General features: G+C 68.1%; 20 protein-coding genes and 1 pseudogene. 14 read left to right on the forward strand and 7 right to left on the reverse strand.

The genetic code is table 11. From position 1 onward, the window contains the following. Window positions 1–82 precede the first annotated feature (82 nt). The 3 genes from ACUWEX_RS08170 to mshC are packed head-to-tail and all read left to right on the forward strand — an operon-like array spanning window position 83 to window position 3648. Window positions 83–1411, forward strand: coding sequence for a M20/M25/M40 family metallo-hydrolase (locus ACUWEX_RS08170; RefSeq protein WP_445995899.1), 1329 nt, complete (start codon window positions 83–85; stop codon window positions 1409–1411). 22 nt (window positions 1412–1433) lie between these two features. Continuing rightward, a complete protein-coding gene (locus ACUWEX_RS08175; RefSeq protein ID WP_445995900.1) occupies window positions 1434–2288 on the forward strand; it encodes an undecaprenyl-diphosphate phosphatase in 855 nt (284 codons plus the stop codon). A 49-nt stretch (window positions 2289–2337) separates the two neighbouring features. After that, window positions 2338–3648, forward strand: coding sequence for a cysteine--1-D-myo-inosityl 2-amino-2-deoxy-alpha-D-glucopyranoside ligase (mshC, locus tag ACUWEX_RS08180; protein WP_445995901.1), 1311 nt, complete (start codon window positions 2338–2340; stop codon window positions 3646–3648). Between the two features lie 306 nt (window positions 3649–3954). Here mshC and ACUWEX_RS08185 read toward each other — a convergent pair. Next, window positions 3955–4890, reverse strand: a pseudogene (locus ACUWEX_RS08185) (proteasome assembly chaperone family protein); the annotation flags it as partial. Window positions 4891–4981: 91 nt separating this feature from the next. On the opposite strand from ACUWEX_RS08185, the gene ACUWEX_RS08190 reads away from it, so the two are divergent. The 9 genes from ACUWEX_RS08190 to lnt all read left to right on the forward strand — a co-directional run bounded on the left by ACUWEX_RS08190 (window position 4982) and on the right by lnt (window position 15149). Then, window positions 4982–5674 (forward strand): HAD family hydrolase, encoded by a 693-nt coding sequence (locus tag ACUWEX_RS08190; RefSeq protein ID WP_234991012.1) that lies wholly within the window; start codon window positions 4982–4984, stop codon window positions 5672–5674. An 8-nt stretch (window positions 5675–5682) separates the two neighbouring features. Further along, window positions 5683–6729 (forward strand): tRNA (adenine-N1)-methyltransferase, encoded by a 1047-nt coding sequence (locus ACUWEX_RS08195; RefSeq protein WP_445995902.1) that lies wholly within the window; start codon window positions 5683–5685, stop codon window positions 6727–6729. 70 nt (window positions 6730–6799) lie between these two features. Then, window positions 6800–7717 carry a hypothetical protein gene (locus ACUWEX_RS08200; RefSeq protein WP_445995903.1) on the forward strand — a complete coding sequence of 306 codons (918 nt, stop codon included), beginning with the start codon at window positions 6800–6802 and terminating at the stop codon, window positions 7715–7717. A gap of 29 nt (window positions 7718–7746) precedes the next feature. Further along, on the forward strand, window positions 7747–8796 hold the full coding sequence (locus ACUWEX_RS08205; RefSeq protein WP_445995904.1) for a helix-turn-helix transcriptional regulator: 1050 nt from the start codon (window positions 7747–7749) through the stop codon (window positions 8794–8796). Next, on the forward strand, window positions 8786–9778 hold the full coding sequence (locus ACUWEX_RS08210; protein WP_445995905.1) for a helix-turn-helix transcriptional regulator: 993 nt from the start codon (window positions 8786–8788) through the stop codon (window positions 9776–9778). The genes ACUWEX_RS08205 and ACUWEX_RS08210 overlap by 11 nt, the downstream gene beginning before the upstream one ends. 97 nt (window positions 9779–9875) lie before the next feature. Then, window positions 9876–10265 carry a twin-arginine translocase TatA/TatE family subunit gene (locus tag ACUWEX_RS08215; protein WP_445995906.1) on the forward strand — a complete coding sequence of 130 codons (390 nt, stop codon included), beginning with the start codon at window positions 9876–9878 and terminating at the stop codon, window positions 10263–10265. Window positions 10266–10305: 40 nt separating this feature from the next. After that, the gene (gene tatC / locus ACUWEX_RS08220) at window positions 10306–11055 is read left to right on the forward strand and encodes a twin-arginine translocase subunit TatC (protein ID WP_079727635.1); all 750 of its coding nucleotides are present in this window, start codon (window positions 10306–10308) and stop codon (window positions 11053–11055) included. Beyond that, window positions 11052–13481, forward strand: a complete 2430-nt coding sequence (locus ACUWEX_RS08225) for a DEAD/DEAH box helicase (RefSeq protein ID WP_445995907.1) — start codon at window positions 11052–11054, stop codon at window positions 13479–13481. Before tatC ends, ACUWEX_RS08225 begins: the two co-directional genes overlap by 4 nt. 51 nt (window positions 13482–13532) lie before the next feature. Beyond that, on the forward strand, window positions 13533–15149 hold the full coding sequence (gene lnt, locus ACUWEX_RS08230) for an apolipoprotein N-acyltransferase (RefSeq protein ID WP_445995908.1): 1617 nt from the start codon (window positions 13533–13535) through the stop codon (window positions 15147–15149). Window positions 15150–15318: 169 nt separating this feature from the next. On the opposite strand, the gene ACUWEX_RS08235 is transcribed toward lnt, so the two are convergent. From ACUWEX_RS08235 to ACUWEX_RS08250, 4 genes are all read right to left on the reverse strand, one after another. Then, complete coding sequence (locus tag ACUWEX_RS08235; protein WP_077053150.1) at window positions 15319–15678, reverse strand: RNA polymerase-binding protein RbpA; 360 nt, start codon at window positions 15676–15678, stop codon at window positions 15319–15321. Between the two features lie 82 nt (window positions 15679–15760). After that, window positions 15761–16702 (reverse strand): glycerophosphodiester phosphodiesterase family protein, encoded by a 942-nt coding sequence (locus tag ACUWEX_RS08240; RefSeq protein ID WP_445995909.1) that lies wholly within the window; start codon window positions 16700–16702, stop codon window positions 15761–15763. 21 nt (window positions 16703–16723) lie between these two features. Then, entirely contained in the window at window positions 16724–17854 is a 1131-nt protein-coding gene (locus ACUWEX_RS08245) for an SPFH domain-containing protein (RefSeq protein WP_445995910.1), read from the reverse strand. Then, window positions 17851–18366, reverse strand: a complete 516-nt coding sequence (locus tag ACUWEX_RS08250; protein ID WP_327196300.1) for an NfeD family protein — start codon at window positions 18364–18366, stop codon at window positions 17851–17853. The genes ACUWEX_RS08245 and ACUWEX_RS08250 overlap by 4 nt, the downstream gene beginning before the upstream one ends. Before the next feature lie 116 nt (window positions 18367–18482). Between ACUWEX_RS08250 and ACUWEX_RS08255 the strand changes: the two genes are divergently transcribed. After that, the gene (locus tag ACUWEX_RS08255) at window positions 18483–19247 is read left to right on the forward strand and encodes an SDR family oxidoreductase (protein WP_445995911.1); all 765 of its coding nucleotides are present in this window, start codon (window positions 18483–18485) and stop codon (window positions 19245–19247) included. Between the two features lie 138 nt (window positions 19248–19385). Here ACUWEX_RS08255 and ACUWEX_RS08260 read toward each other — a convergent pair whose 3' ends face one another. Beyond that, a complete protein-coding gene (locus ACUWEX_RS08260; protein WP_445995912.1) occupies window positions 19386–19973 on the reverse strand; it encodes an HdeD family acid-resistance protein in 588 nt (195 codons plus the stop codon). A 150-nt stretch (window positions 19974–20123) separates the two neighbouring features. Between ACUWEX_RS08260 and ACUWEX_RS08265 the strand changes: the two genes are divergently transcribed. Continuing rightward, window positions 20124–21137 (forward strand): DNA topoisomerase IB, encoded by a 1014-nt coding sequence (locus tag ACUWEX_RS08265; protein ID WP_445995913.1) that lies wholly within the window; start codon window positions 20124–20126, stop codon window positions 21135–21137. A gap of 87 nt (window positions 21138–21224) precedes the next feature. Here ACUWEX_RS08265 and ACUWEX_RS08270 read toward each other — a convergent pair whose 3' ends face one another. Beyond that, the gene (locus ACUWEX_RS08270) at window positions 21225–22736 is read right to left on the reverse strand and encodes a phytoene desaturase family protein (RefSeq protein ID WP_445995914.1); all 1512 of its coding nucleotides are present in this window, start codon (window positions 22734–22736) and stop codon (window positions 21225–21227) included. Window positions 22737–22767 lie beyond the last annotated feature (31 nt).

The raw sequence follows: 22767 nt of genomic DNA on the forward strand, positions 1-22767 counted from the left end.
CGGCGCCGAGATAAGACGATAGCACGGATTTGGGGTGCGTTTACACGCTGCACACCTTCTCCAGCCGCGATAGCGTTGAGTCATGACGGATGCGGCAAACGAAACCCCTGAGAGCGACGCAAATCTCGACCGCACGGCGGTTATTGCACGAGATTTGATCCGATTCGACACCACGAACTATGGCGGGGGAAAGTCCAACGGCGAGACCGTTGCCGCCGAATACCTCGAAGACTTGCTCACCACAGCGGGCCTGAAGCCCGAGATGCACGACGCGGCTCCCGGCCGCACGAGCGTGATCGCCCGCGTGAAGGGACGCGACAGCTCGAAGGGCGCCCTGGTGGTGCACGGCCACACCGACGTCGTGCCGGCCGATCCGGCGAACTGGACCGTCGACCCGTTCTCGGGCGACATCAAGGACGGCCTGCTGTGGGGCCGCGGCGCCGTCGACATGAAGAACATGGATGCCATGATCATGGCGTCGCTCGAAGACATCCTCGGTTCTGGCCGCCAGCCCGAGCGCGACCTTGTCGTCGCCTTCTTCTCGGACGAGGAGAACGGCGGCGTCTTCGGATCGCACTACATGGTCGAGAACCACGCGCACCTGTTCGAGGGCGCCACCGAGGCCATCAGCGAGGTGGGCGGCTATTCGATCACCATGGACGGCAAACGCGCCTACCTGCTGCAGACGGGCGAGAAGGCCCTCATCTGGATCAAGCTCATCGCCCGGGGTCGCGCGGCGCACGGTTCGCGCCTGGTGCCCGACAACGCCATCACGGCGCTGGCCGAGGCGATCGCCAAGATCGGTCGCCGCGAGTGGCCGATCAAGCTCAACGAGACCACGTCGCAGTTGCTGAACGAGGTGGCGCGCATCCTGGGTGTCGACCCGCAGCGTGTCGGCCCCGACGAACTGGCTCTCGCAACGGGCACCGCCTCGGGTTTCGTGCAGGCGTCGCTCCGCACGACCAGCAACCCGACGCTCCTGAACGCCGGGTACAAGCACAACGTGATCCCCGACACGGCCGAGGCGCTCGTCGACATCCGTTGCCTGCCGGGGGACGAGGAGCAGGTGCTGGCCGAGATCCGCGAGCTCATCGGGCCCGACATCGAGATCGTCACCATGCACCGCGATATCGGCCTCGAGAACGAGTTCTCGGGCCCCCTTATCGAGGCCGTGACGTCGTCGCTCGGCAAGCACGACCCGGGTGCCCCCGTCTTGCCCTACATGCTCTCGGGCGGCACCGACAACAAGGCGCTCAGCCTGCTCGGCATCACGGGTTACGGCTTCGCGCCGCTCAAACTGCCGGCCGACATGGACTTCCCCGGCATGTTCCACGGCGTTGACGAGCGCGTGCCGCTCGACGCGCTAGTGTTTGGCAGGCAGGTTTTGACCGACCTGCTCCTGACCTACTGAGCCACCCTGGAGCTTGCCGAACGTGGATTTCCTGAACGCCATCATCCTGGGCTTCGTCCAGGGTTTGACCGAATTCCTGCCCATCTCGTCGAGCGCGCACCTCAGCATCGTGGGGGAGTTCCTGCTCGACGGGCGCGACCCGGGTGCGCGGTTCACCGCCATCACGCAGATCGGCACCGAGCTGGCGGTCGTGATCTTCTTCTGGCGTGACATCACCCGCATCATCGGGGCATGGTTCAAGGCGCTGTTCGGCAAGATCCCGCGGTCCGACCCCGACGCGCGCATGGGATGGCTGATCATCATCGGCTCGATCCCCATCGTCGTCATCGGTCTGTTCTTCCAGGACGCCATCGAGACGAGCCTGCGCTCGCTCTGGATCACCGCGACCATGCTCATCGTGTTCGGTGTGCTGCTCGGCATCGCCGACTATGTGGGTGCCAAGAAGCGCAAGCTGAAAGACCTCACCTACGGCCACGGCGTCGTCTACGGTTTCGCCCAGGCCCTCGCCGTCATCCCGGGCGTCTCGCGCTCGGGCGGCACCATCACGGCCGGTCTGTTCATGGGCTACGAGCGCGCCGCGGCGGCCCGCTACGCGTTCCTGCTCGCCATCCCGGCCGTTCTGGGCTCGGGTTTCTACCAGGTCTACAAGAGCATCGCCAAGCCCTGCCTCGAGGGTGCCACCAACTGCACGCCCGACGTCTTCGGGCCGCTCGAGACGCTCGTGGCCACGGTCATCGCGTTCGGCGTGGGCCTCGTCGTCATCGCGTTCTTCATGAGCTACATCTCGAAGCGCAGCTTCCTGCCGTTCGTGATCTACCGCATCGCCCTCGGCGCCGCGCTCATGATCCTGCTCGGCACGGGCGTCATCACGGCCTAGTCGCCGCTGCCCGTCGGCGGGTCGGATGTCGCGGGCGTAGGCTTGAGCAGTGAAATCTTGGCGTCGTCCCACCGTTCCCGTCCTGCCCGGCACCTCCGAAGCCCCGTGTCTCTTCGACACGGCCAGCGGCGAACTCGTCTGGGCGCACACGGGTGATGTGGCGCGGCTCTACGTCTGCGGCATCACGCCCTACGACGCCACCCACATGGGCCACGCCTCCACCTATCTGGCCTTCGACACGCTGCAGCGCGTGTGGCTCGACGCCGGCCTCGAGGTGCACTACGCCCAGAACGTGACCGACGTCGACGACCCGCTGCTCGAGCGCGCCGCCGCCACGAACGTCGACTGGCGCGACCTGGCCGCGGAGCAGGTCGACCTGTTCCGCTCCGATATGGCGAGCCTCGGCATCCTGCCGCCCGACGACTACGTGGCGGTCACCGAGGTCATCGAGCCCATCGCGGATGCCGTGCAGACCCTCCTCGAGAAGGGTGCGGCGTACCGCGTCGACACGCCCGACAGCTCCACCGGCGACGACATCTACTTCGACACGCAGAAGGCGGCTGAACTGTCGCCGTGGCACCTCGGACAGGAGACGAACCTCGACCTCGCCACGATGGAGCGTTTCTTCGCCGAGCGCGGCGGCGACCCCGACCGCCCCGGCAAGCGCCACACGCTCGACCCGCTGCTGTGGCGCGCCCACCGCGAGGGCGAACCGACCTGGTCGACGGCCGTGGGCGAGGGGCGACCCGGCTGGCACATCGAGTGTTCGGTCATCGCGCTCGACGCGCTCGGCGCGGACTTCACGGTGCAGGGCGGCGGCAGCGACCTCGTGTTCCCGCACCACGACCTGAGCGCCGGTCACGCGGCCGTGCTGTCGGGCCATCCGCTCGCGCGCGTTTTCGCCCACGCCGGCATGGTCGCCTACGAGGGCGAGAAGATGTCAAAATCGCTCGGCAACCTCGTGCTCGTCTCCAAACTGCGCGCCGCCGGCGTCGACCCCCGAGCCATTCGCCTGACGATCCTCGCGCACCACTACCGCAGCGACTGGGAGTGGACCGATGCGGCCCTGTCCGCCGCCTCGCAGCGCCTGCTGTCCTGGATGTCGGCAGCCCGACGCTCGCGCGCCACCTCGGCCGATTCGCTCGACGAGTCCCGCGCCATCGAACTGCTGGCCCCGCTGCGACACGCCCTCGCGGGTGACCTCGACACGCCGTCGGCACTCACGATTCTCGACGCGCTCTTCGACAGCGGCGAGGATGCCGTCGTTTCTCTCGCTGCCCGCGCCTCCGACGCCCTTCTCGGCGTCTCACTCGAGCGCGCCAACGTGCCCGCCACGGTGGGCGCCGGGCTCATCGCCTAGAAGCGCCGCCAGCAGACCCGGGGTCCGGAAAGTAAAAGCAGCGCGTTACGGCGTTTCTTCGTCGTCATCGCCGCGAGTGTTCGTCGTTTCGCCCGGCTCCGCGTCCGCGGCGGACTCATCGGCCGATACATCGTCGCCGTTTGCCGAGGGCGGCTCTGTAGCGGTCGGCGCATCCTCGCCCCGGCCCGCGGCTGCATCAGCGTTCCCTGCGGGAGCAGCATCCTCCGGGACAGACGCATCACCGATCTTGACGTCGCCGACGCCGTCGCTCTCGCCGTCGGCAGGAGGCGTGGCACCGCCCGTGGGCTTGTCGCGCGCGGGACCGTCGGCTCGCTGCCCGGCCTTGTTGTCGCGCACGTCGGCGCGATCATCCGACTTGCGCAGGTATTGCTCGAACTCGCGCGCGATCGCCTCACCGGAGGCCTCGGGGGACTCGACCGTGTCGCGCGCCTGCTCGAGCCCGCGGATGTAGGCGGCCATGTCGTCGTCTTCGCCGGCCAGCACGTCGATGCCGGTCTCCCAGTCGCGCGCGTCGTCCATGAGCGAACCGCGGGGGATCACGACATCCACGATCTCTTCGAGCTTGTCGATGAGCGCGAGCATGGCCTTGGGCGACGGCGCGTTCTGCACGTAGTGGGGGACCGATGCCCAGAGCGACACCGTGGCGATGCCCGTGGACTCGGCCGCCTCGCCGAGCACGCTGAGGATGCCGACGGGGCCCTCGTAGGTGCTTCGCTCGATGTCGAGCTCGCGGCGGATGTCGGCGTTCTCGCTCGACAGGAACACCGAGATCGGCCGGGTGTGGGGCACATCGGCGAGCATCGATCCGAGGAACACGATCGCCGAGACATCCGCAGCCAGCGCCGCGTCGATGATCTCGGCCGCGAAGGCCTTCCAACTGCGGGACGGCTCGGTGCCGATGAGCAGGTACACGTTGTTGCCGTTGTCGCCCGAGATCTGCATCTCGGCGTCGTCGGCCAGCAGCTCGCTGTCGGAGAGCGCGGGGTTCTCGGGGCCGTAGAGCACGGCGCCCGGCCATTCGAGCCCGCGCGAACCGTCGTCGTTCGAGGTGATGACGGGGCGGTTGAACTGGTAGTCGTAGTAGAGCTCGGGATCGACCTCGGTGATGGGGGAGAGTTCGAGCTGCTCCTTGAGCGTTTTCACGGCACCGGTCGCCGCCTCTCCGGCGTCGTTCCAGCCCTCGAAAGCGACCACGAGCAGTCGGCCGTTCAGCATCCCCATAGGCGTTTGTCTCCTCCAGCAATCCCGCGCGGGTCGCCCCGACGCTCCCTCCACAATAGGCCGTTCGCAGAACCCAGTAGCATTGAACCCCGTGACTACTTCTCTGCCTGCCGCCGTTCTCTGGGACATGGATGGAACCCTCGTCGACACCGAGCCCTATTGGATGTCGGCCGAGAAGGTTCTCGTGTCCTCCTACGGCGGAACATGGACCGACGCCGACGGCCTCACGCTCGTCGGCAAGGGTCTGTGGGACAGCGCGCAGATCTTGCAGGACCGCGGCGTGGACCTGTCGGCCGACGAGATCGTCTCGACGCTCACGTCGAAGGTCATCGAGCAGCTCGAGAGCGACGGCGTGCCGTTCCAGCCAGGCGCCCGCGAGCTGCTGGCCGAGCTGAAGGAGGCGGGTGTGCCGACGGCCCTCGTCACCATGTCGATCCGCCCCATGGCCGAGAAGGTCGCGTCGCTCATCCCGTTCGACGCCTTCGACCTCGTGGTCTCGGGCGAAGAGGTCGAGAACGCCAAGCCACACCCCGAGCCCTACCTGAAGGCCGCGCGCCTGTTGGGGGTCGACATCCTCGACTGCGTCGCCATCGAGGACTCCGAGCCGGGCATCGCGTCGGCCGTCGCCTCCGGTGCCGCGACCATCGGCGTGCCGCACGCCGTGCCCGTGGCCCCGCGCCCCGACTTCACGTCGCGCGACACACTCGCGGGTGCCACGCTCGCCGAACTGAGCGGCATCCTCGAGGCGCACCGCGCCGCCCGCACCACGACCACCAGCCGATAGGACCACCGATGACCCACACCGACCCTGCGGCCGAAGCCCCCCGCTACAGCCCACAGCCGAGCGGACCGTTCGTTCCCGGTGACCGCGTGCAGCTCACGGGCCCCAAGGGCAAGATGAACACCATCACGCTCGAGCCCGGCAAAGAGTTCCACACGCACCGCGGCGCCGTGAAGCACGACGACATCATCGGCCTGCCCGACGGCAGCGTCATCACCAACACGGTCGGCATCGAATACCTCGCCCTGCGCCCCCTGCTCGTCGACTTCGTCATGTCGATGCCCCGCGGCGCCGCCATCATCTACCCGAAGGATGCCGCGCAGATCATCGCGCAGGCCGACATCTTCCCCGGCGCATCCGTCGTCGAGGCCGGCGTCGGATCGGGCGCGCTCTCGCTGTGGCTGCTGCGCGCCATCGGCCCCACCGGCACGCTCTCCTCCTATGAGCGCCGTGACGAGTTCGCCGATGTGGCGCGCGACAACGTGGCCACGTTCTTCGGCGACGACCCCACCAACTGGACCATCACGGTCGGCGACCTGCAGGAGCAGCTGCCGCTCACGCAGAAGCCCGGTTCGGTCGATCGCGTCGTGCTCGACATGCTCGCCCCCTGGGAGTGCATCGGCGAGGCGGCCGACGCCATGAAGCCCGGCGGAGTCATCCTCTGCTACGTCGCCACCGTGACGCAGCTGTCCCGCGTGGCCGAGGCGCTGCGCGACACCGCGCGGTTCACCAACCCGATCTCGAGCGAGACGATGGTGCGCGGCTGGCACGTCGAGGGTCTCGCCGTGCGCCCCGAGCACCGCATGATCGGGCACACCGGTTTCCTCATCACGGCCCGCAAGCTGGCCGACGGCGCGGTGCTGCCCGAGCTCAAGCGCCGCCCCTCGAAGACCGACTTCAGCGACGAGGATGTCGAGATCTGGACGCCCGGTGCGCTCGGCGAACGCAACGTGAGCGCCAAGAGCCTGCGCAAGCGCGTGCGAGCCGCCCGGACATCCGCTGATCTGTCGCGTTCGCGCGGCGTGGACGCGGTCACGCCCGACGACCCGCGCGACTAAACTATGCGAGGCGGCACGCTCTCTGCCGTGACGTCGACCCCCGATACTCTCTGCACCGAAACGAGGCATTGTGCGCAAAGTCCCCGCACTGATCGCGACCGCCGGACTCGCCGCTGTGGCGCTGACAGGCTGCGCGCCGGCCGGAGGGTCGTCGTGCACGCCCGCCGCGCCCGCGGGTGACGCTTCTCGTCTCGTGCAGGCCTCGGGCGACTTCGGTAAGACGCCGAAGGTCGACTTCCCGACGCCGCTCGACGCCAAGAAGACCGAGGCGTCCACAGCGATCGCGGGCGATGGTGAGCGCATCATCTCGAACGACCAGCTCATCACGCTCGACATCGCGCTCTACAACGGCACGACGGGCGCATCCGTCACCTCGACCGGGTTCACGGGTGAAGCCGCTTCCATCCCGCAGTCGGACCTGCTGCCCGGCATGCGCGATGCCCTGCACTGCGCCGTCGCCGGCTCGCGCGTCGTGGCCGTCATCCCCGGGGCCGAGGCGTTCGGCGAGGCGGGCAACCCGGCCGCCGGTGTCAACGCGGGAGACTCCGTCATCGCGGTCATGGATGTGCAGGATGTGTACCTGTCGAAGGCCGATGGCGCCGACCAGTACGTCTGGGAGTCCGGCTTCCCGACCGTCGTCACCGACGAGAACGGCGTGCCGGGCCTCACCATCCCGAAGTCCGACCCGCCCAGGGATCTGAAGTTCGTCGCCCTGAAGAAGGGTGACGGCGCCAAGGTCACGAAGGATTCGACGATCTATGTGCAGGCGCTCATCGCCGACTGGAAGACCCGCGAGGTCACGCAGTCGACGTGGACGTCGGAGGGTGGCGCTCAGCCGCTGCCCGTCGCACAGCTGCAGGCCGGCATCCAGGATGCCCTCGTGGGCCAGACCGTCGGCTCGCAGGTGCTCCTCATCCTGCCGCCGGCCGAGGGCGCGCAGAGCGACTCGACCACTGTCTGGGTCATCGACATCCTGGGCATCCAGTAACACCGAAAGCAATCAGCGGGGAGACGTCCGTGGCAGAACGTTCCGCCTCACCGCGCATCGCGGTCGAGGAGCGCCTGTTCTCGCTCGTGCTCGCGCTGCTCGCCACCGAGCAGGGCCTCACGAAGACCGAGGTCTTGTCCACGGTGCAGGGGTACCGGCAGAAGTTCGTCGTCGGCGGGGACAACACGAGCCTCGAGCGTCAATTCGAGCGCGATAAAGACGACATCCGCGAGCTCGGCATCCCGCTCGAGACGATCGAGGCCCCCGAGAGTTCGGGCAACAACCAGTTGTTGCGCTACCTGATCCCCAAGGGCGCCTACGATCTGCCGGCCGACATCACGTTCTCGTCGGCCGAGATCGCGATGCTGTCGCTCGCGGCGACCGTCTGGCGCCAGGGTTCGCTGTCGGGGGAGTCGCAGCGCGCGATTCTCAAGCTCCGGTCGCTCGGCATCGAGTCGACCGAACCCGTGATCGGCTATGCGCCGCGCGTGCGTACCCGTGAGAACGCCTTCGACCCCCTGCGCACGGCGCTCGACCGGCACCAGGTGGTAACGTTCGTCTACGTCAAACCCGGGGGGAGCGCGCCGCGCCTGCGCACCGTGCATCCGCTCGCGCTCGTGCAGTATCGCGGCCGCTGGCATCTGTCGGCCTACGACGAGGGCGTGGAAGACCGCCGCACGTTCCTGCTCTCGCGCATCGTCGGCGTGGTGAAGGTGAAGAACCGCACGTTCGAGGCGCCGGCCGAGACCGGGTTGGCCGAACGCGCGCTCGACGAACTCGACGCCCTCTGGCAGGCGAACGTGGCACGCGTGCGCGTGACCCCGGGCAGCGACGCCGAGGCCCGACTCGGCAAACGCGGCACCCGTGTCGATGCAGGTACCGATGCGAATGCGGATGCCGGCGGGTCCACGATCGAGCTGCATTACACGGACGTCGACCTGCTCGCCGACGAGCTCGCGGGCTATGGGCCCGAGGCCGAGGCCGTGTCGCCCGAGCGACTGCGGGCGGGCGTCATCGCGCGGCACCGCCGCACGCTCGAGGCTCACGCACCCACCGAGGGAGGCCGTCATGGCATCTAGAACCCCGGCCCCGCAGGCCCGAGACAAACTCGCCTTCCTGCTGTCGTTCGTTCCCTACCTGATGGACATCGAGCGCGTGAGCGTGGCGGATGCCGCGGCGCACTTCGGCGTGCCCGCCGAGCAGATCCGCCAGTCCGTGCGCCTGATCGCGGTGTCGGGCGTGCCCGGCGAGACCACGTCCTACCAACACGAAGACCTCTTCGACATCGATTGGACGGCCTTCGAGGAGCACGACGAGATCGCGCTCACCCACCAGGTCGCCATCGACGACTCGCCCCGGTTCTCGGCGCGCGAGGCCGCCGCGCTGATCGCGGGCCTGCAATACCTGTCGGCCCTGCCGGGTCAGAACGATCGCGCCGTGCTCGATTCGCTGCTGCTCAAGCTGTCGCGCGGCGCCTCGGGCGTGCCGAGCGAGGTGCTGGTCGGCCGCGCCGTGGTCGACTCCTCGCTCGACGAGATCCGCGCCGCCCTTACCGACGGCCGACGAATCGAGTTCGTCTACCTCAACTCGCGCGGCGAACGAGAGGTGCGCTCGGTCGACCCGCTGCGCATCGAATCCGTCGACGAGGACTGGTACGTGCGCGGCTGGGATCACGCGCGACGGGGCGTGCGCACGTTCCGGCTCGACCGGTTGTCCGAACTGCGCACGACGGACATCCCGATCACGAAGACGCCCGCGGATGTCGCGCTGCCCGAGACGCTGTTCGAAGGGTCGGACGAGGACCTCGCCGTGTTGATCGAGGTCGAGGCCGACTCGGTGCCGCTCATTGCCGAGTACATCGCACCCGACACGCAGCCGGTGCCGCACGGCTCCCGTGTGCGCGTCGAGCTGCGGTTGGCGCACTACCACGGCCTCAAGCGCCTGGTGGCGAGCCTGCCGGGGGTGGTACAGGTGCTCGAGCCCGACGAGGCGCGGGATGCGGTGGCCGAATGGTCGAGGCAGGCGCTCGAGCGCTATGGCGAGGCATCCTCAGTCTCGTAAAGTGCTGCGACCGCTCACCGAGAGACTGCGCAGAATCGGGCGGTCGCGGGCGCCGCGGGTTAGACTGGAACGAACTTCGACAGTCAAGGAACGAATCATGGGTATTTTCGGCAACCTGACCGGATGGCACCTCCTCGCCATCGTCTTCCTCGTATTGCTTTTGTTCGGTGCTCCGAAGCTTCCGGGCCTCGCCAAGAGCGTCGGGCAGTCCCTCAAAATCTTTAAGAACGAGGTGAAGAGCGACAAGGTCGATGGCGACCACGCCGCTGCCGCCGACGCGCAGGTGCCCACGCAGCAGCCGACCGCGCAGCAGGCCCCCGTTCAGCAGGCGCCGGCTCAGCAGCCGGTTGCGCAGCCCTACGTCGCTCCACAGGCACCGCAGGCCGAGCCCGCGCCCGTTCTGAGCGCACCGCCGGTCCAGCCGGCTCCTCACGGTGAGGCGACCTCGGCGGGCGCGCAGAACGCCGAATCGCACCAGAAGAACTAGCGTGGCAACGGCCAAGCCGTCGAAAAACTCCGAAGGACGTATGTCGTTCGGCGAGCATCTCGCCGAACTGCGCAAGCGGCTCTTCATCAGTGCCATCGCGATCCTGGTCGCGATGATCGTCGGCTTCATCATCTCGGAGTGGCTGATCGACCAGATCGCCATCCCGATCACCGAGATCGCCGAAGAGCGTGGCCGAGCCATTCTCAACTTCGACGCCATCACGGGCGCCTTCGACCTGCGCATGAAGGTCGCGTTCACGGCGGGTCTCGTCATCTCGAGCCCCGTGTGGCTCTACCAGGTGTGGGCGTTCTTCGTACCCGGCCTCACGCGCAAAGAGATCGCCTACGTGCTGGGCTTCTTCCTCTCCGCCATCCCGCTGTTCCTCGCGGGCTGCGCCGCCGGCTACTACGTGATGCCGCACATCGTCGAGCTGATGGTCGGTTTCACCCCGGCCGACGCGTCGAACTTCTTCAACGCGGCCATGTACTACGACTTCGTCCTGAAGCTCATCATCGCCGTGGGCATCGCGTTCGTGCTGCCCGTGTTCCTCGTGCTGCTGAACTTCGTCGGCGTGCTGAGCGCCGCCGCCATCATCAAGGGCTGGCGCGTGGCCGTGCTGGTCATCGCCCTCTTCTGCGCGATCGCGACTCCCGCCGCCGACCTCGTGTCGATGTTCCTGCTCGCCATCCCCATGGTGTTCCTCTACTTCGTGGCTTACGGAGTGGCCTACCTGCACGATCGACGGGCCGCCAAACGGCAGAAGGTCCGGGAAGCGGAGTTGGTCGGATGAGTGACATCACGTTGTCTCCCTCGGAACGCTACGCGCGCGCCAAGAAGAACACCTCGCTCGTGCGCGGGTTCCGCGACCGCCTCGACTTCGACCTGGATGCGTTCCAGCTCGAAGCCTGCGCGAGCCTCGAGAAGGGACGCAGCGTGCTCGTCGCCGCCCCTACGGGTGCCGGTAAGACCATCGTGGCCGAGTTCGCCGTCTACATGGCCATGGAACGCCGCTCCGACAAGGTCTTCTACACGGCGCCGATGAAGGCGCTCAGCAACCAGAAGTTCCAGGAGTTCGTCGCCGAGTACGGCCCCGAGAACGTGGGCCTGCTCACGGGCGACACCAACATCAACTCCAACGCGCGCATCGTCGTCATGACGACCGAGGTGCTGCGCAACATGCTCTATGCCGACAGCGCCCTGCTCACCGACCTGAGCTTCGTGGTCATGGACGAGGTGCACTACCTGGCCGACCGGTTCCGCGGCGCGGTCTGGGAGGAAGTCATCATCCATCTGCCGCAGCAGGTGCGACTCGTCTCGCTGAGCGCGACCGTGTCGAACGCCGAGGAATTCGGCGACTGGCTGCAGGCCGTGCGCGGTGAGACCGACGTCATCGTGTCGGAGGAGCGCCCGGTGCCCCTCGACCAGCACGTGCTCATGGGAACCAAGTTGATCGACCTGTTCGCGGCCCCGTCCCTCGCCGACACCCACCAGGTCAACCCCGAGCTCGTGCGCATGGCCCAGTTCGGCGGCCGCACGGTCTCCAACCGCCAACACAAGGATGTCTCGCGCTACAACCAGCGCCGCTCGCAGTATCACCGTCCCGAGCGCATGGACCGCGGCGAGGTCGCCCGCATGCTCGACGACCACAATCTGCTGCCCGCCATCTTCTTCGTCTTCAGCCGCGTGGGCTGCGATCAGGCCGTCAAACAGGTCCTGCGCTCGGGGGTGCGCCTCACCGAGACGCACGAGCGCGCCGAGATCCGAGAGATCGTCGAAGAGCGCTGCCGCACCCTGCTCGACGAAGACCTGGCCGTGCTCGGCTACTTCGAGTGGCTGGATGGCCTCGAGCGCGGCGTCGCGGCCCACCACGCCGGCATGCTGCCCGCGTTCAAAGAGGTCGTCGAAGAACTCTTCCGCCGCAAGCTGGTCAAGGTCGTGTTCGCCACCGAGACGCTGGCGCTCGGCATCAACATGCCGGCCCGCACGGTCGTGCTCGAGAAGCTCGAGAAGTTCAACGGCGAGGCCCGCGTGCCCATCACGCCGGGGGAGTACACGCAGCTCACGGGCCGTGCCGGGCGTCGCGGCATCGATGTCGAGGGGCACGCCGTCATCCAGTGGCAGGAGGGGCTGCATCCGCAATCGGTGGCGTCGCTCGCGTCTCGTCGCACCTACCCGCTGAACTCCAGTTTCAAGCCGACCTACAACATGGCCGTGAACCTGATCGATCAGTTCGGCCGGTCTCGCACCCGCGACATCCTCGAATCGTCGTTCGCGCAGTTCCAGGCCGACCGCGCCGTGGTGTCGATCGCGCAGAAGGTGCGCGAGCAGCAGAAGACGCTCGAGGGCTATCAGAAGGCCATGGAATGCCACCTGGGCGACTTCGCCGAGTATGCGGCGATCCGACGCGAGCTGAGCGATCTCGAACGCAGCGGTGAGCGCACCTCCAACTATTCGAAGGCCGCGCAGCAGAGGCGCCAGACGGCCCTCGCCGATCTGCGCCAGCGGCTCAAGAGCCACCCGTGCCACGGATGCTCCGACCGCGAGAAGCACGCGCGCTGGGCCGAGCGCTGGTTCAAGCTCAAGAAGCAGACCGATCAGCTGGGTCGCCAGATCTCGACGCGCACAGGTGCCGTCGCCAAGATCTTCGACCGCGTGACCGACGTGCTGCTGAACTACGAATACCTCGTGCGCGACCCCGACGGCGCCGTCGTGCTGAGCGCGGCCGGGCGCACCCTCAAGCGCATCTACGGCGAACGCGACCTGCTCGTGGCCGAAGCCCTGCGCCGCAACCTCTGGAACGACCTCGACCCGGCCAGCCTCGCCGCCATGGCCACGTGCATCGTGTTCGAACCGCGGCGCGACACCGGCAACCTGCCGGAGCGCTTCCTGCCGCGCGGCGCGTTCCGCGAGGCGCTGGCCCGCACCGAGGACATTTGGTCGCGCCTTGACGACTATGAGCGCGAGCACAAGCTGCCCGGCAGCGAACCGCTGGCCACCGGGCTCAGCACGGCCATGTATCACTGGGCGCGCGGGCACACCCTCGACTCGGTGCTGACCGAGGCCGACCTCGCCGCGGGCGACTTCGTGCGCTGGACGAAGCAGACCATCGACCTGCTCGACCAGCTGTCAATCGTGGCCGACGGGGGAGTGGGACGCAACGCCCGAGCCGCCCTCGAGGCCATCCGCCGAGGAATCGTCGCCTACAGCACCGTGTGAAGCGCGGCCGAGCGTCAGAATTCGTCCGGTTTCGCACCGTAGGCTGATCAGGTGAACTCCCGCTCTCCCCGGCCCATCCTTCCCCTCTGGGTCGCCCTCATCGTCGCGGCCGGCGCGGGCATCGTGCTCGACGGCGGTTTTCCCGACCTCGGCATCTGGCCGCTCACGTTCGTGGGCATCGCGCTCATCCTCGTGACGCTCATCGGCCGACGACTCGGTTCGGCGTTCCTCGTCGGATTCGTCGCCAGCCTCGCCTTCTACCTCGTGCACGTGTCATGGACGGCGCTCTACCTCGGCCCCGTGCCCTGGGTCGCGCTCTCCACGCTCGAGTCGCTCTTCTTCGCGGCCGGCGCCATGCTGCTCACGCTCGCCTACCGCTGGGTGCCGCGCGTCTGGCCCCACCGCCTCGGCCGCTACCTCCTGCTGCCCCTCGTCGTCGCGGGCCTCTGGACGCTGCGCGAAGAGATCGTCAGCACCTGGCCCTACGGCGGCTTCGCCTGGGGCCGTGTGGCGCTCAGCCAGTCCGAGAGCCCGCTCGCCGGCGTCGTCGCCTGGACGGGCGTCTCAGGCCTCAGCTTCCTCATGGTGCTGCTCGTGGCCGTGCTCGTCGAGATCGTGCGCACGCCGCGCGAGAACACCATCGGGTGGGATGTCCGGGGCCGCCGTCCCGCGTTCACCGGATCGGCCACGGCAGGGGTCGCCGCGCGCGTCGGCTACCTTCCGCGCATCACGGCCGCGGTCGCCGCGATCACGGTGCTGTTCGCCATCCCGTTGTGGCCCGTGGCACAGACGGGGACGACGACGATCGCCGCAGTACAGGGCAACGGCAAGGCGGGATACTTCGACGGGGCCGCACCGGGCGATGTGCTGGCGGCTCAAGCATCCGCGACTCTGGCGCTCATCGACAAGAACGTGCAGCCCGACATGGTCGTGTGGCCCGAGAACGGCAGCGACCTGAACCCGCTCGAAAACAAGCAGGCGGCCGACGTGCTCGACTACCTGGGCAACGCGCTGCAGGCGCCCCTCGTGGTCGGAACGATCACCGAGAACGGTGGCAAGTACTACAACTCGTCGCTGCTGTGGGAGCCGGGCTTTGGCTCGACCGACCAATACGACAAGAAGCATCCCGTGCCGTTCGGTGAGTATGTGCCGGACCGCGCGTTCTGGGAGCCCTTCGCGCCCGACCTGATCGGCCTCATCCAGCGCGAGTACACGCCGGGCACACGCGACAACGTCTTCGACATCGGCGGCGTCGTGGCGGGCCTGTCGATCTGCTTCGACATCGCGGATGACGCGCTCACCCGGGATGCCGTGCGCGACGGTGCCGAGGTCATCCTCGCCCAGACCAACAACGCCGACTTCGGGCGCACCGACGAGAACCAGCAGCAGCTGGCCATCGCGCGTCTGCGCAGCATCGAGACGGCGCGCAGCCTCGTGAACATCTCGACCGTGGGCACGAGCCAGATGATCGGACCGCGGGGAGAGACGCTGAGCGAGACCCCCGCCTACGAACCCGGTTCGATGGTGGCGACGCTGCCGCTCGTGTCGACGATCACGCCCGCGATGGCGTTCGGCGCCCAGCTCGCGTGGTTCGTGTCGCTCGGCGGGTTGTTGGGGCTCATCGTCGCCGGAATCTCGCAGCGGCCGTCTCGCCGCCGTCGTGGCTGAGTAGTCCGCGACGGGCGTCGCGCAGTCCACGCCCCGAACAGCGGTCGGCGAGGACAGAGGCTTTCTGCGCTGCCGTCGAGAGGTGGGCCGGTTCCCGCTGTCGGGCACACAAAAACCGCGGTCTCGCCGGGAGGCGACGACCGCGGTCGATGAGTAGGGAACGTGCCGGCTACGCGATCTTCTGACCGCGACGGGCGCGCAAGAAGTTCAGACGCTCCTGCAGAAGCTCTTCGAGCTCCGCTTCGGTCCGGCGTTCGAGCAGCATGTCCCAGTGGGTGCGCGCCTGCTTCGGGTCGGCCCGCGTGAGCTGAATCGGCTCCGAACCGATCATCAGCACGGCCTCGCTGCTGCAGTGACGGCATTCCCACGTTTCCGGCGCCTCGGCGTCGGCCGCGAAGTACAGCGACGTTTCCTTGTTACAAACCGGGCACAGATAGCTGTGGTGGGTTCGTTCCGAAAAAATGACGCCCTCTTCGCTCTGTAGGCTCTGGGCGCCCAGGCGCATTCCGCGCAAACTGCGATCTGCCATTGTGTGGTCTCCTCTCGCGATGCATGCTCAGTTATAAACCCCCAAGCTGTGCGGGAGCTTCCCGGGGGCCGCTTTCTCCCAGTCAACTGCCAGTGTGAGGGGGCCCCAAAGCTTCGAAGACGTCGAGCACGTCGACGACGGCGCGCGCGACATCCGGTCGGTCGGTGACGATGCCGTCGACGCCCAGGGTGAGCAGGCGGCGGATGTCGGAGCGCTCGTTCACGGTCCACACGTGCACCTCGAGGCCGGCGCCGTGCAGCGTGGTGAGGAGAGGCGACGTGACGAGGGGGAGGGGACCGGCGCGCTCGGGGATCTGCAGGGCGAGGACCGTGCCGGGGAGGAGCCGTGCCACCGCGCGCACGAGGGCGGGGCGACCGGTCGAGGCGGCGAGCAGGAGGGCTGCTGTGCCGATGGAGGACGCGGATGTCGCGATGCCGGGGAGGAGGCGCACGGCGCGGACCCGGGATGTCTCGGAGAAGGACGTGAGGAGGACACGGTCGGCTGCGCCCGCCCGCCAGACCTGTTTCGCTGTGGCGACGACGGCGTCGGGCGCCTTGAGGTCGAGGTTCCAGAGGGCGTCGGGGAAGGCATCCAGCGCCTCGGCGACGGTCGGGATGCGGTGGCCACCGCCCAGGTCGACGCGGCGCACCTCGGCGAGCGTGAGGGAACGGATGGCGAGGCCACCGACCGGGGCGTCGCCCACCTTTGCGGAGCGAGCGTCACCCGTGGGGTTGTCGGCATCCGCAGCCGCCCGTATACCGGCATTTACGGCGTGGTCGTCGAGCGACGAAGAGCCTGCAGCACCGTCCGGCGCGACCTCGGGGAGTACGCCGACCGGCAGGCGCTCGTCGTGGAAGAGGACGGGGATGCCGTCGAGGGTGGCTCGGACATCCGATTCGAGGTGTGTCGCGCCGGCGTCGAGGGCGGCCCGGAAGGCGGCGAGCGTATTGCCCGGCACACCGTCGGCAAAGCCCCGGTGCGCGAAAACGCGTGGCCCCGCGGCATCGAGATACCGTGAGACCACGCGTGGACGCTGCATGATCGGCTAGTTGCCGGGCCCGGCCGGCGGGGCGCTCGGCGGCGAATCGGGGAACTCGGTCGGCGGCTGGATGCTGGGCGGCTGGATGCTCGACGGCGCAGCGTCACCAGACGGCGCCGGTGCGCTCGACGACTCCGCGGACTCGCCATGCTTCGACGACTCGGCAGTCTTCGACGGGGAACCGGACGGCTTCTGACCGCCCAGACCGGCGGAGGCCATGAGCTTCGACAGATCCTCGCCATTCTTCGGCAGGAAGCCCGTGCCGATGCCCTTCAGGGCCTCGGTGAGCTCGGACGGGATGATCCACAGCTTGTTCGCCGACCCCTCGGCGAGCTTCGGCAGCGTCTGCAGGTACTGGTAGGCCAGCAGCGTGCTGTCGGGGTTTCCCTCGTGGATGGCGTGGAACACCGTGGTGATGGCCTCGGCCTCACCCTGCGCGACCAGCACCTGGGCCTTGGCGTTACCCTCGGCGCGCAGGATCTCGGCCTGCCGGGCACCCTCGGCCTCGAGGATGGCGGACTGTTTCGTTCCCTCGGAGATGAGGATGGCGGCGCGGCGATCCCGCTCGGCACGCATCTGCTTCTCCATGGAGTCCTGGATCGACAGGGGCGGGTCGATGGCCTTGAGCTCGACGCGGCCCACGCGGATGCCCCACTTGCCGGTCGCCTCGTCGAGCACGATGCGCAACTGGCCGTTGATGTTGTCGCGGCTCGTGAGCGCCTCTTCGAGGTTCAGGCCACCGACGACGTTACGGAGGGTCGTGGTCGTGAGCTGCTCGACGGCGCCCAAGTAGTTGGCGATCTCATAAGTGGCGGCTCGCGCATCCGTCACCTGGAAGTAGACGACCGTGTCGATCGAGACGACGAGGTTGTCCTCGGTGATGACGGGCTGCGGCGGGAAGGAGACGACCTGCTCGCGCAGATCGATGAGCGGGCGCACACGGTCGATGAAGGGCACCAACAGGTTCAGGCCCGGCAGGAGGGTCTTGTGGTAGCGGCCGAGGCGCTCGACGACACCGGCGTTGGCCTGGGGGATGATCCGAATGGACCGGAACAGCACCACCAGCACGAAGATGACGAGGACGATGCCGACGACCCAGGCCACGATCGTGCCGACGAGGGCGGAAGAATCGGTCATAGGGCTTTCCTTTCGGCGGGGGCGACGACAGCCGTCGCTCCCTGGATGGCATGGACGGAGACGTGCGTGCCCGGTTCGAGCGTTCCGCCGGGGGCGGTCGGCAGCAGGATGGCGGTCCACGTGTCGCCGTTGGCGAGACGCACCTGGCCGCCGGTCGAAGATACGGGGCGCAGCACCTCACCCGGCATGTTGAGCAGCGCCTCGACGTTGGAGGGCGTCTTGTCTTCGCCCCGGTGCAGCGCCCTCAGAAGCGAGGGCCTGACGAACGCGAGCAGAACGACGGATGCGACGGCGGCGATGACGATCTGCAACCACCACGGCGCGCCGAGCAGGCCGCTCACGAGGCCGACGGCGGAACCGACGGCGATCATGAGGAACGTGAACTCGAGCGACAGCATCTCGATGATCACGAAGACCAGGATGAGCACCAGCCAGACGATCCAGGCGTTGTCGATGATCCAGTCCATACCGGCCTCCAAGAGGGTGTCGGGGGGCTCCGTCGATGTCGTCATCGACCGGGGTCTCTCCACTGAACCTATCAGTTGGCGGCAGGGCGGCATATGGGAGTTGGTAGTCTCGGGGCTGGACATCCCCGCCCTCGCGGCGACCGCATCGACAAGGAGAACACGTGTCACAGCCACTCAGCCCCGAATCGCTCGACGGAAAGTCAGTGCTCGTCACCGGCTCCTCGCGCGGCATCGGTGCGGATACCGTTCGCTTCTTCGCCGAGGCCGGTGCGCGCGTCGTCATCAACTTCCGCAACAAAGAGGCGCGCGCACTGAAGCTGCAGAAGGAGATCGAGGCGGCGGGCGGCCAGGCCCTGTCGATCGGCGCCGACCTGACCGACCCGGCATCCGTCGAAGCCATGATGGACACGATCCGGGCCGAATACGGCGGGCTCGACATCCTGGTGCTGAATGCCTCGGGCGGCATGGAGTCGGGCATGGCCGCCGACTACGCGCTCACGCTCAACCGCGACGCGCAGCTGAACGTGGTCGAGAAGGCACTGCCGCTGCTGTCATCCGGATCGCGCATCGTCTTCGTCACGAGCCACCAGGCGCACTTCATCCGCACCACGCCCACCATGCCCGAGTACGAGCCCGTTGCGCTGTCGAAGCGTGCGGGTGAGGATGCGCTGCGCGAGAAGCTGCCCGCCCTCGAGGAAAGCGGCATCGAGTTCGTCGTCGTCTCGGGCGACATGATCGAGGGCACCATCACGGCCACGCTGCTCGAGCGCTCGAACCCGGGCGCCATCAGCCAGCGCAAGGAATCGGCCGGACGCCTGTACAACGTGAACGAGTTCGCCGCCGAGGTGGCCCAGGCCGCCGTCGACCCGATCCCGGCTGACCACACGCGCCTCGTCGGAGACACGAGCGACTTCGTCGCCGAGTAGGCCCGTCGCACCAGAAACGTCGAAGGGGCGCTCACGAATTGTCGTGAGCGCCCCTTCGTTCGTGGATGCGAGAGCCCCGCGTGGTCGCGCGCGAGACGTCCGGCGCGAACTCGCGGAGGTGGGCGTCGTCCGCGGGATCTAGGCGATGCCGGCGCGCTTGGCGGCGCGACCGAATGTGAATGCCTGCACGATCTCGACGAGGCCCGCGACGATCGCGAGAACCGCCACGAAGATCAGCAGAGCCGCGGCCGACTGCACGGGAACGAACAGCACGATCACACCGGCCACGATGCTGACGACGCCGTAGAGCACGCCGAACCAGCGGGACGAGTCGGGTGCCGACTCGACGAGCGACGCGACACCCTCGATGATCCACGTGATGCCGATGGCGGCCGCGAGCACCGCCACGCCGAACACGGGGTTCAGCAGGATGTAGACGCCGCCCAGGATGAGCAGCACGCCGAGGATGACGCTGAACACGCGATAGCTCGTGCCCTCGGAGTGGCCCGAGAACCCCTTGACGATGCGCAGGATGCCGACGACGAGGAAGTAGATTCCGAACAACCAGGCCACGAGCGCGAGCGTGGCTCCGGGCCACACGAGGATCGAGATGCCGAGGATCACGGCTAGCAGACCGGCGACCCCCAGGGCAACCCTGATGCCCGTCACCTGCGAGGGTGAGAGTCTGGACGAATCGACGTTGATGAAGAACGTTGAAGTGGACATGAGGCGGATACCTTCCTTTCGGAACGAAGGCTGATGGATCACACCTTGCCGTAAATCGCCCGGCCGTGGGGAATTAATTCCGAACGGGTTGGCGCACAGGAGCGCACGGCGGCGGCCTGGGCCGCGAGCGCCGAACCGGAAAGCGAGACCATGAGACTGAGACGCAGCAATTCGAACGGGCGCGGATATCGACGTGTGCGCTCGGGGTCGGGTTTCAGCTATCGCGACCTCGACGGCTCGACCATCACCGACGCCGCGCTGCGCGAACGCCTCGAGAAGCTCGGAATCCCGCCCGCCTGGGAGGATGTGTGGATCGCACCGTTCGAGAACGGGCACATCCAGGCGACCGGTGTGGATGCCGTCGGACGCCGGCAATACATCTACCACCCGGGGTGGCGGGAGAAGAAGGACCGCATCAAGTTCGACCGCGCGCTGCAGCTCGCCGAGGCGCTGCCCAGCGCCCGTCGACAGGTGACCATTTATTTGCGCAGCGACGGCGTGTCACGGGAGCGCACGCTGGCGGCCGCCTTCCGCATGCTCGACACCGGGTCGCTGCGAGTAGGCTCCGAACGCTACACGAACAGCAACGGGAGCCACGGGCTCGCAACCCTGCTGAATGCCCACGCCCGCGTGTCGGGCGACACCGTGCACCTGCATTTCCCGGCCAAGAGCGGCAAGGAGTGGGAATCCGACATCACGGATGCCGACCTCGCGGCCGTCGTGCGCCAGCTCAAGCGCCGGGGCGGCCGGGCTCGGTTGCTGGCCTATAAAGACGGGCGGCACTGGCATCCCGTGACGAGCTCGGACATCAACGACTTCGTGAAAGAGATGACGGGCGGCGACTTCACGGCCAAAGATTTTCGCACACTGCACGGCACCGTGACGGCGGCCGTCAGCCTCGCTAAAACGGGGCCGCTGCCGTCACAGGCGAAACGCAACCGGGCAATCAGCCAGGCTATGCGCGATGCCGCCGAGGTGCTCAGCAATACTCCGACGATCGCGCGGTCGAGCTACGTCGATCCGCGGCTCATTGACCACTACAACCAGGGCGAGACCATCGACCCGAAGCGCACGGGGTCGGGGGAGTCGGAGGTGCGGGCGCTGCTGTATCGCGAGGGCAGCGTGACGAGCATCCGTCGGGCCGATCGAGAAAACGCGTCCTAGCTGCACGCGCAGATCGGGTGTGGGATCGGGCCAAGCGCCAGACCGGATTGGCGTCAGACCGAGTCGGGCGTCAAACCGGGTCGGGCGTCAGACCGGGTCGGGCCCGAGGCGCGGCAGGTGGGTGACGCCGAAGTGGTCGCGCAGGGCGGCCGTGGCGGCATAGGCACCGGGCAGCCCCGTGACGCCGGGGCCCGGGGGAGTCGCCGAGGAGCACAGGTAGACGCCGTCGACGGCCGTGCGCCAGGGCGTCGGCGAGAGCGTCGGGCGCCGGATGAGCTGCAAGAGGTTCGGCTCGCCGGCCGAGATGTCGCCGCCGATGTAGTTGGGGTTGTAGCCCTCCATCTGCTGCGCGCTGCGCGACGACGAGCCCAGGATGACATCGCGGAACCCCGGCGCGAACCGCTCGATCTGCCGCACGATCGCCTCGGTCATGTCGCGGTCCGAATCGGCGGGCACGTGCGTGTAGGCCCACAGCGTGTGCTTGCCCTCGGGCGCGCGAGACGGGTCGAAACGCGTCGGCTGCGACACCAGCACGTAGGGGTTGTCGGGGTGCTCGCCCCGGGCGACCTGGTTCTCTCCGGCCGCGGTCTCGGCCGCCGTTCCGCCGAGGTGCAGGGTTCCGGTCTTGTGCAGCTCCTCGTTGGTCCACGGCACGGGCCCCGACAGCGCGAAGTCCACCTTGGCCACGCCATTTCCGTAGCGGAAGCGTTCGAGGGTGCGACGGTAGCCCGCCGGCATGCGGTCGCCGAGGATCTCGACGAGGGCCCGGGGCGTGGTGTCGAACAGCGTGACGGTCGAATCGGGCAGATCGGCGGCACTCGTCACGTGCTGACCGGTCTCGATGCGGCCGCCGTGGGCCCGCACATCGTCGGCCATGGCGTCGACGATGGCCTGGCTGCCGCCGATCGGAATGGGCCAGCCGCCGTCTTGGTGCCCCGTGACCGACAGGACGAGTCCCGCCGCCGACGACGCGAGCCGCGGCATGGGCATGATGGCGTGGGCGGCCACCCCGGCGAGCATGGCGGGCGCACGGTCTTCGCGAAAGCGGAACGACCCCATGGTGGCGGCGAGCTCGAGGGCGCGCACGCCGAACAGCGCCAGGGCGAGCGGATGCCGCGGCACGCGAGTCAGGGGAGACCCCGTCGCCTGCGCCACATCGTGCGCCCGGTCGACGAGCGGACCCATGAGCCGCAGCCACTGCGCGCCGTCGACGCCCAGGTGATCGGCCGTGCGGTGCAGGTCGCGATAGGCGAGACCCGCGTCGCCGCCGTCGAGCGGCTGCGCATAGGAGATCTCGGGCGTGACGAAGCCGACGCGGTCGGTGAGGCCGAAGCGGCGGAAGAACCCCGACGCGAACGCCATGGGGTGGACCGCCGAGCAGACGTCGTGCCAGAAGCCCGGCAGCGTGAGCTCGGCCGTGCGGGCGCCGCCGCCGATCGTGTCGTTGCGCTCGAGCACCGTCACGTCGACCCCCGCGCGCGCCAGCACTACGGCCGCCGAGAGTCCGTTCGGCCCGGCACCCACGATGGTCGCAGTGGGCGTGTTCTTCGCGTGGGCGCGGGCGTTCGGGCTGGTGGCGTGCGTGCGTCGGAGCGACATGCGCGTCCTCTCTGGGTGAAGCGGGTTTAGA

The organism is Okibacterium fritillariae (assembly GCF_052783725.1).

What these genes read in the sequence shown, in the direction of transcription:
- ACUWEX_RS08215 (WP_445995906.1), top strand. Translation starts at nt 9,876, where the DNA reads ATGGGTATTTTCGGCAACCTGACCGGATGGCACCTCCTCGCCATCGTC.
- ACUWEX_RS08195 (WP_445995902.1), top strand. Translation starts at nt 5,683, where the DNA reads ATGACCCACACCGACCCTGCGGCCGAAGCCCCCCGCTACAGCCCACAG.
- tatC (WP_079727635.1), top strand. Translation starts at nt 10,306, where the DNA reads ATGTCGTTCGGCGAGCATCTCGCCGAACTGCGCAAGCGGCTCTTCATC.
- ACUWEX_RS08270 (WP_445995914.1), bottom strand. Translation starts at nt 22,736, where the DNA reads ATGTCGCTCCGACGCACGCACGCCACCAGCCCGAACGCCCGCGCCCAC.
- ACUWEX_RS08235 (WP_077053150.1), bottom strand. Translation starts at nt 15,678, where the DNA reads ATGGCAGATCGCAGTTTGCGCGGAATGCGCCTGGGCGCCCAGAGCCTA.
- ACUWEX_RS08245 (WP_445995910.1), bottom strand. Translation starts at nt 17,854, where the DNA reads ATGACCGATTCTTCCGCCCTCGTCGGCACGATCGTGGCCTGGGTCGTC.
- ACUWEX_RS08265 (WP_445995913.1), top strand. Translation starts at nt 20,124, where the DNA reads ATGAGACTGAGACGCAGCAATTCGAACGGGCGCGGATATCGACGTGTG.
- ACUWEX_RS08210 (WP_445995905.1), top strand. Translation starts at nt 8,786, where the DNA reads ATGGCATCTAGAACCCCGGCCCCGCAGGCCCGAGACAAACTCGCCTTC.
- ACUWEX_RS08170 (WP_445995899.1), top strand. Translation starts at nt 83, where the DNA reads ATGACGGATGCGGCAAACGAAACCCCTGAGAGCGACGCAAATCTCGAC.
- ACUWEX_RS08225 (WP_445995907.1), top strand. Translation starts at nt 11,052, where the DNA reads ATGAGTGACATCACGTTGTCTCCCTCGGAACGCTACGCGCGCGCCAAG.
- ACUWEX_RS08250 (WP_327196300.1), bottom strand. Translation starts at nt 18,366, where the DNA reads ATGACGACATCGACGGAGCCCCCCGACACCCTCTTGGAGGCCGGTATG.
- ACUWEX_RS08260 (WP_445995912.1), bottom strand. Translation starts at nt 19,973, where the DNA reads ATGTCCACTTCAACGTTCTTCATCAACGTCGATTCGTCCAGACTCTCA.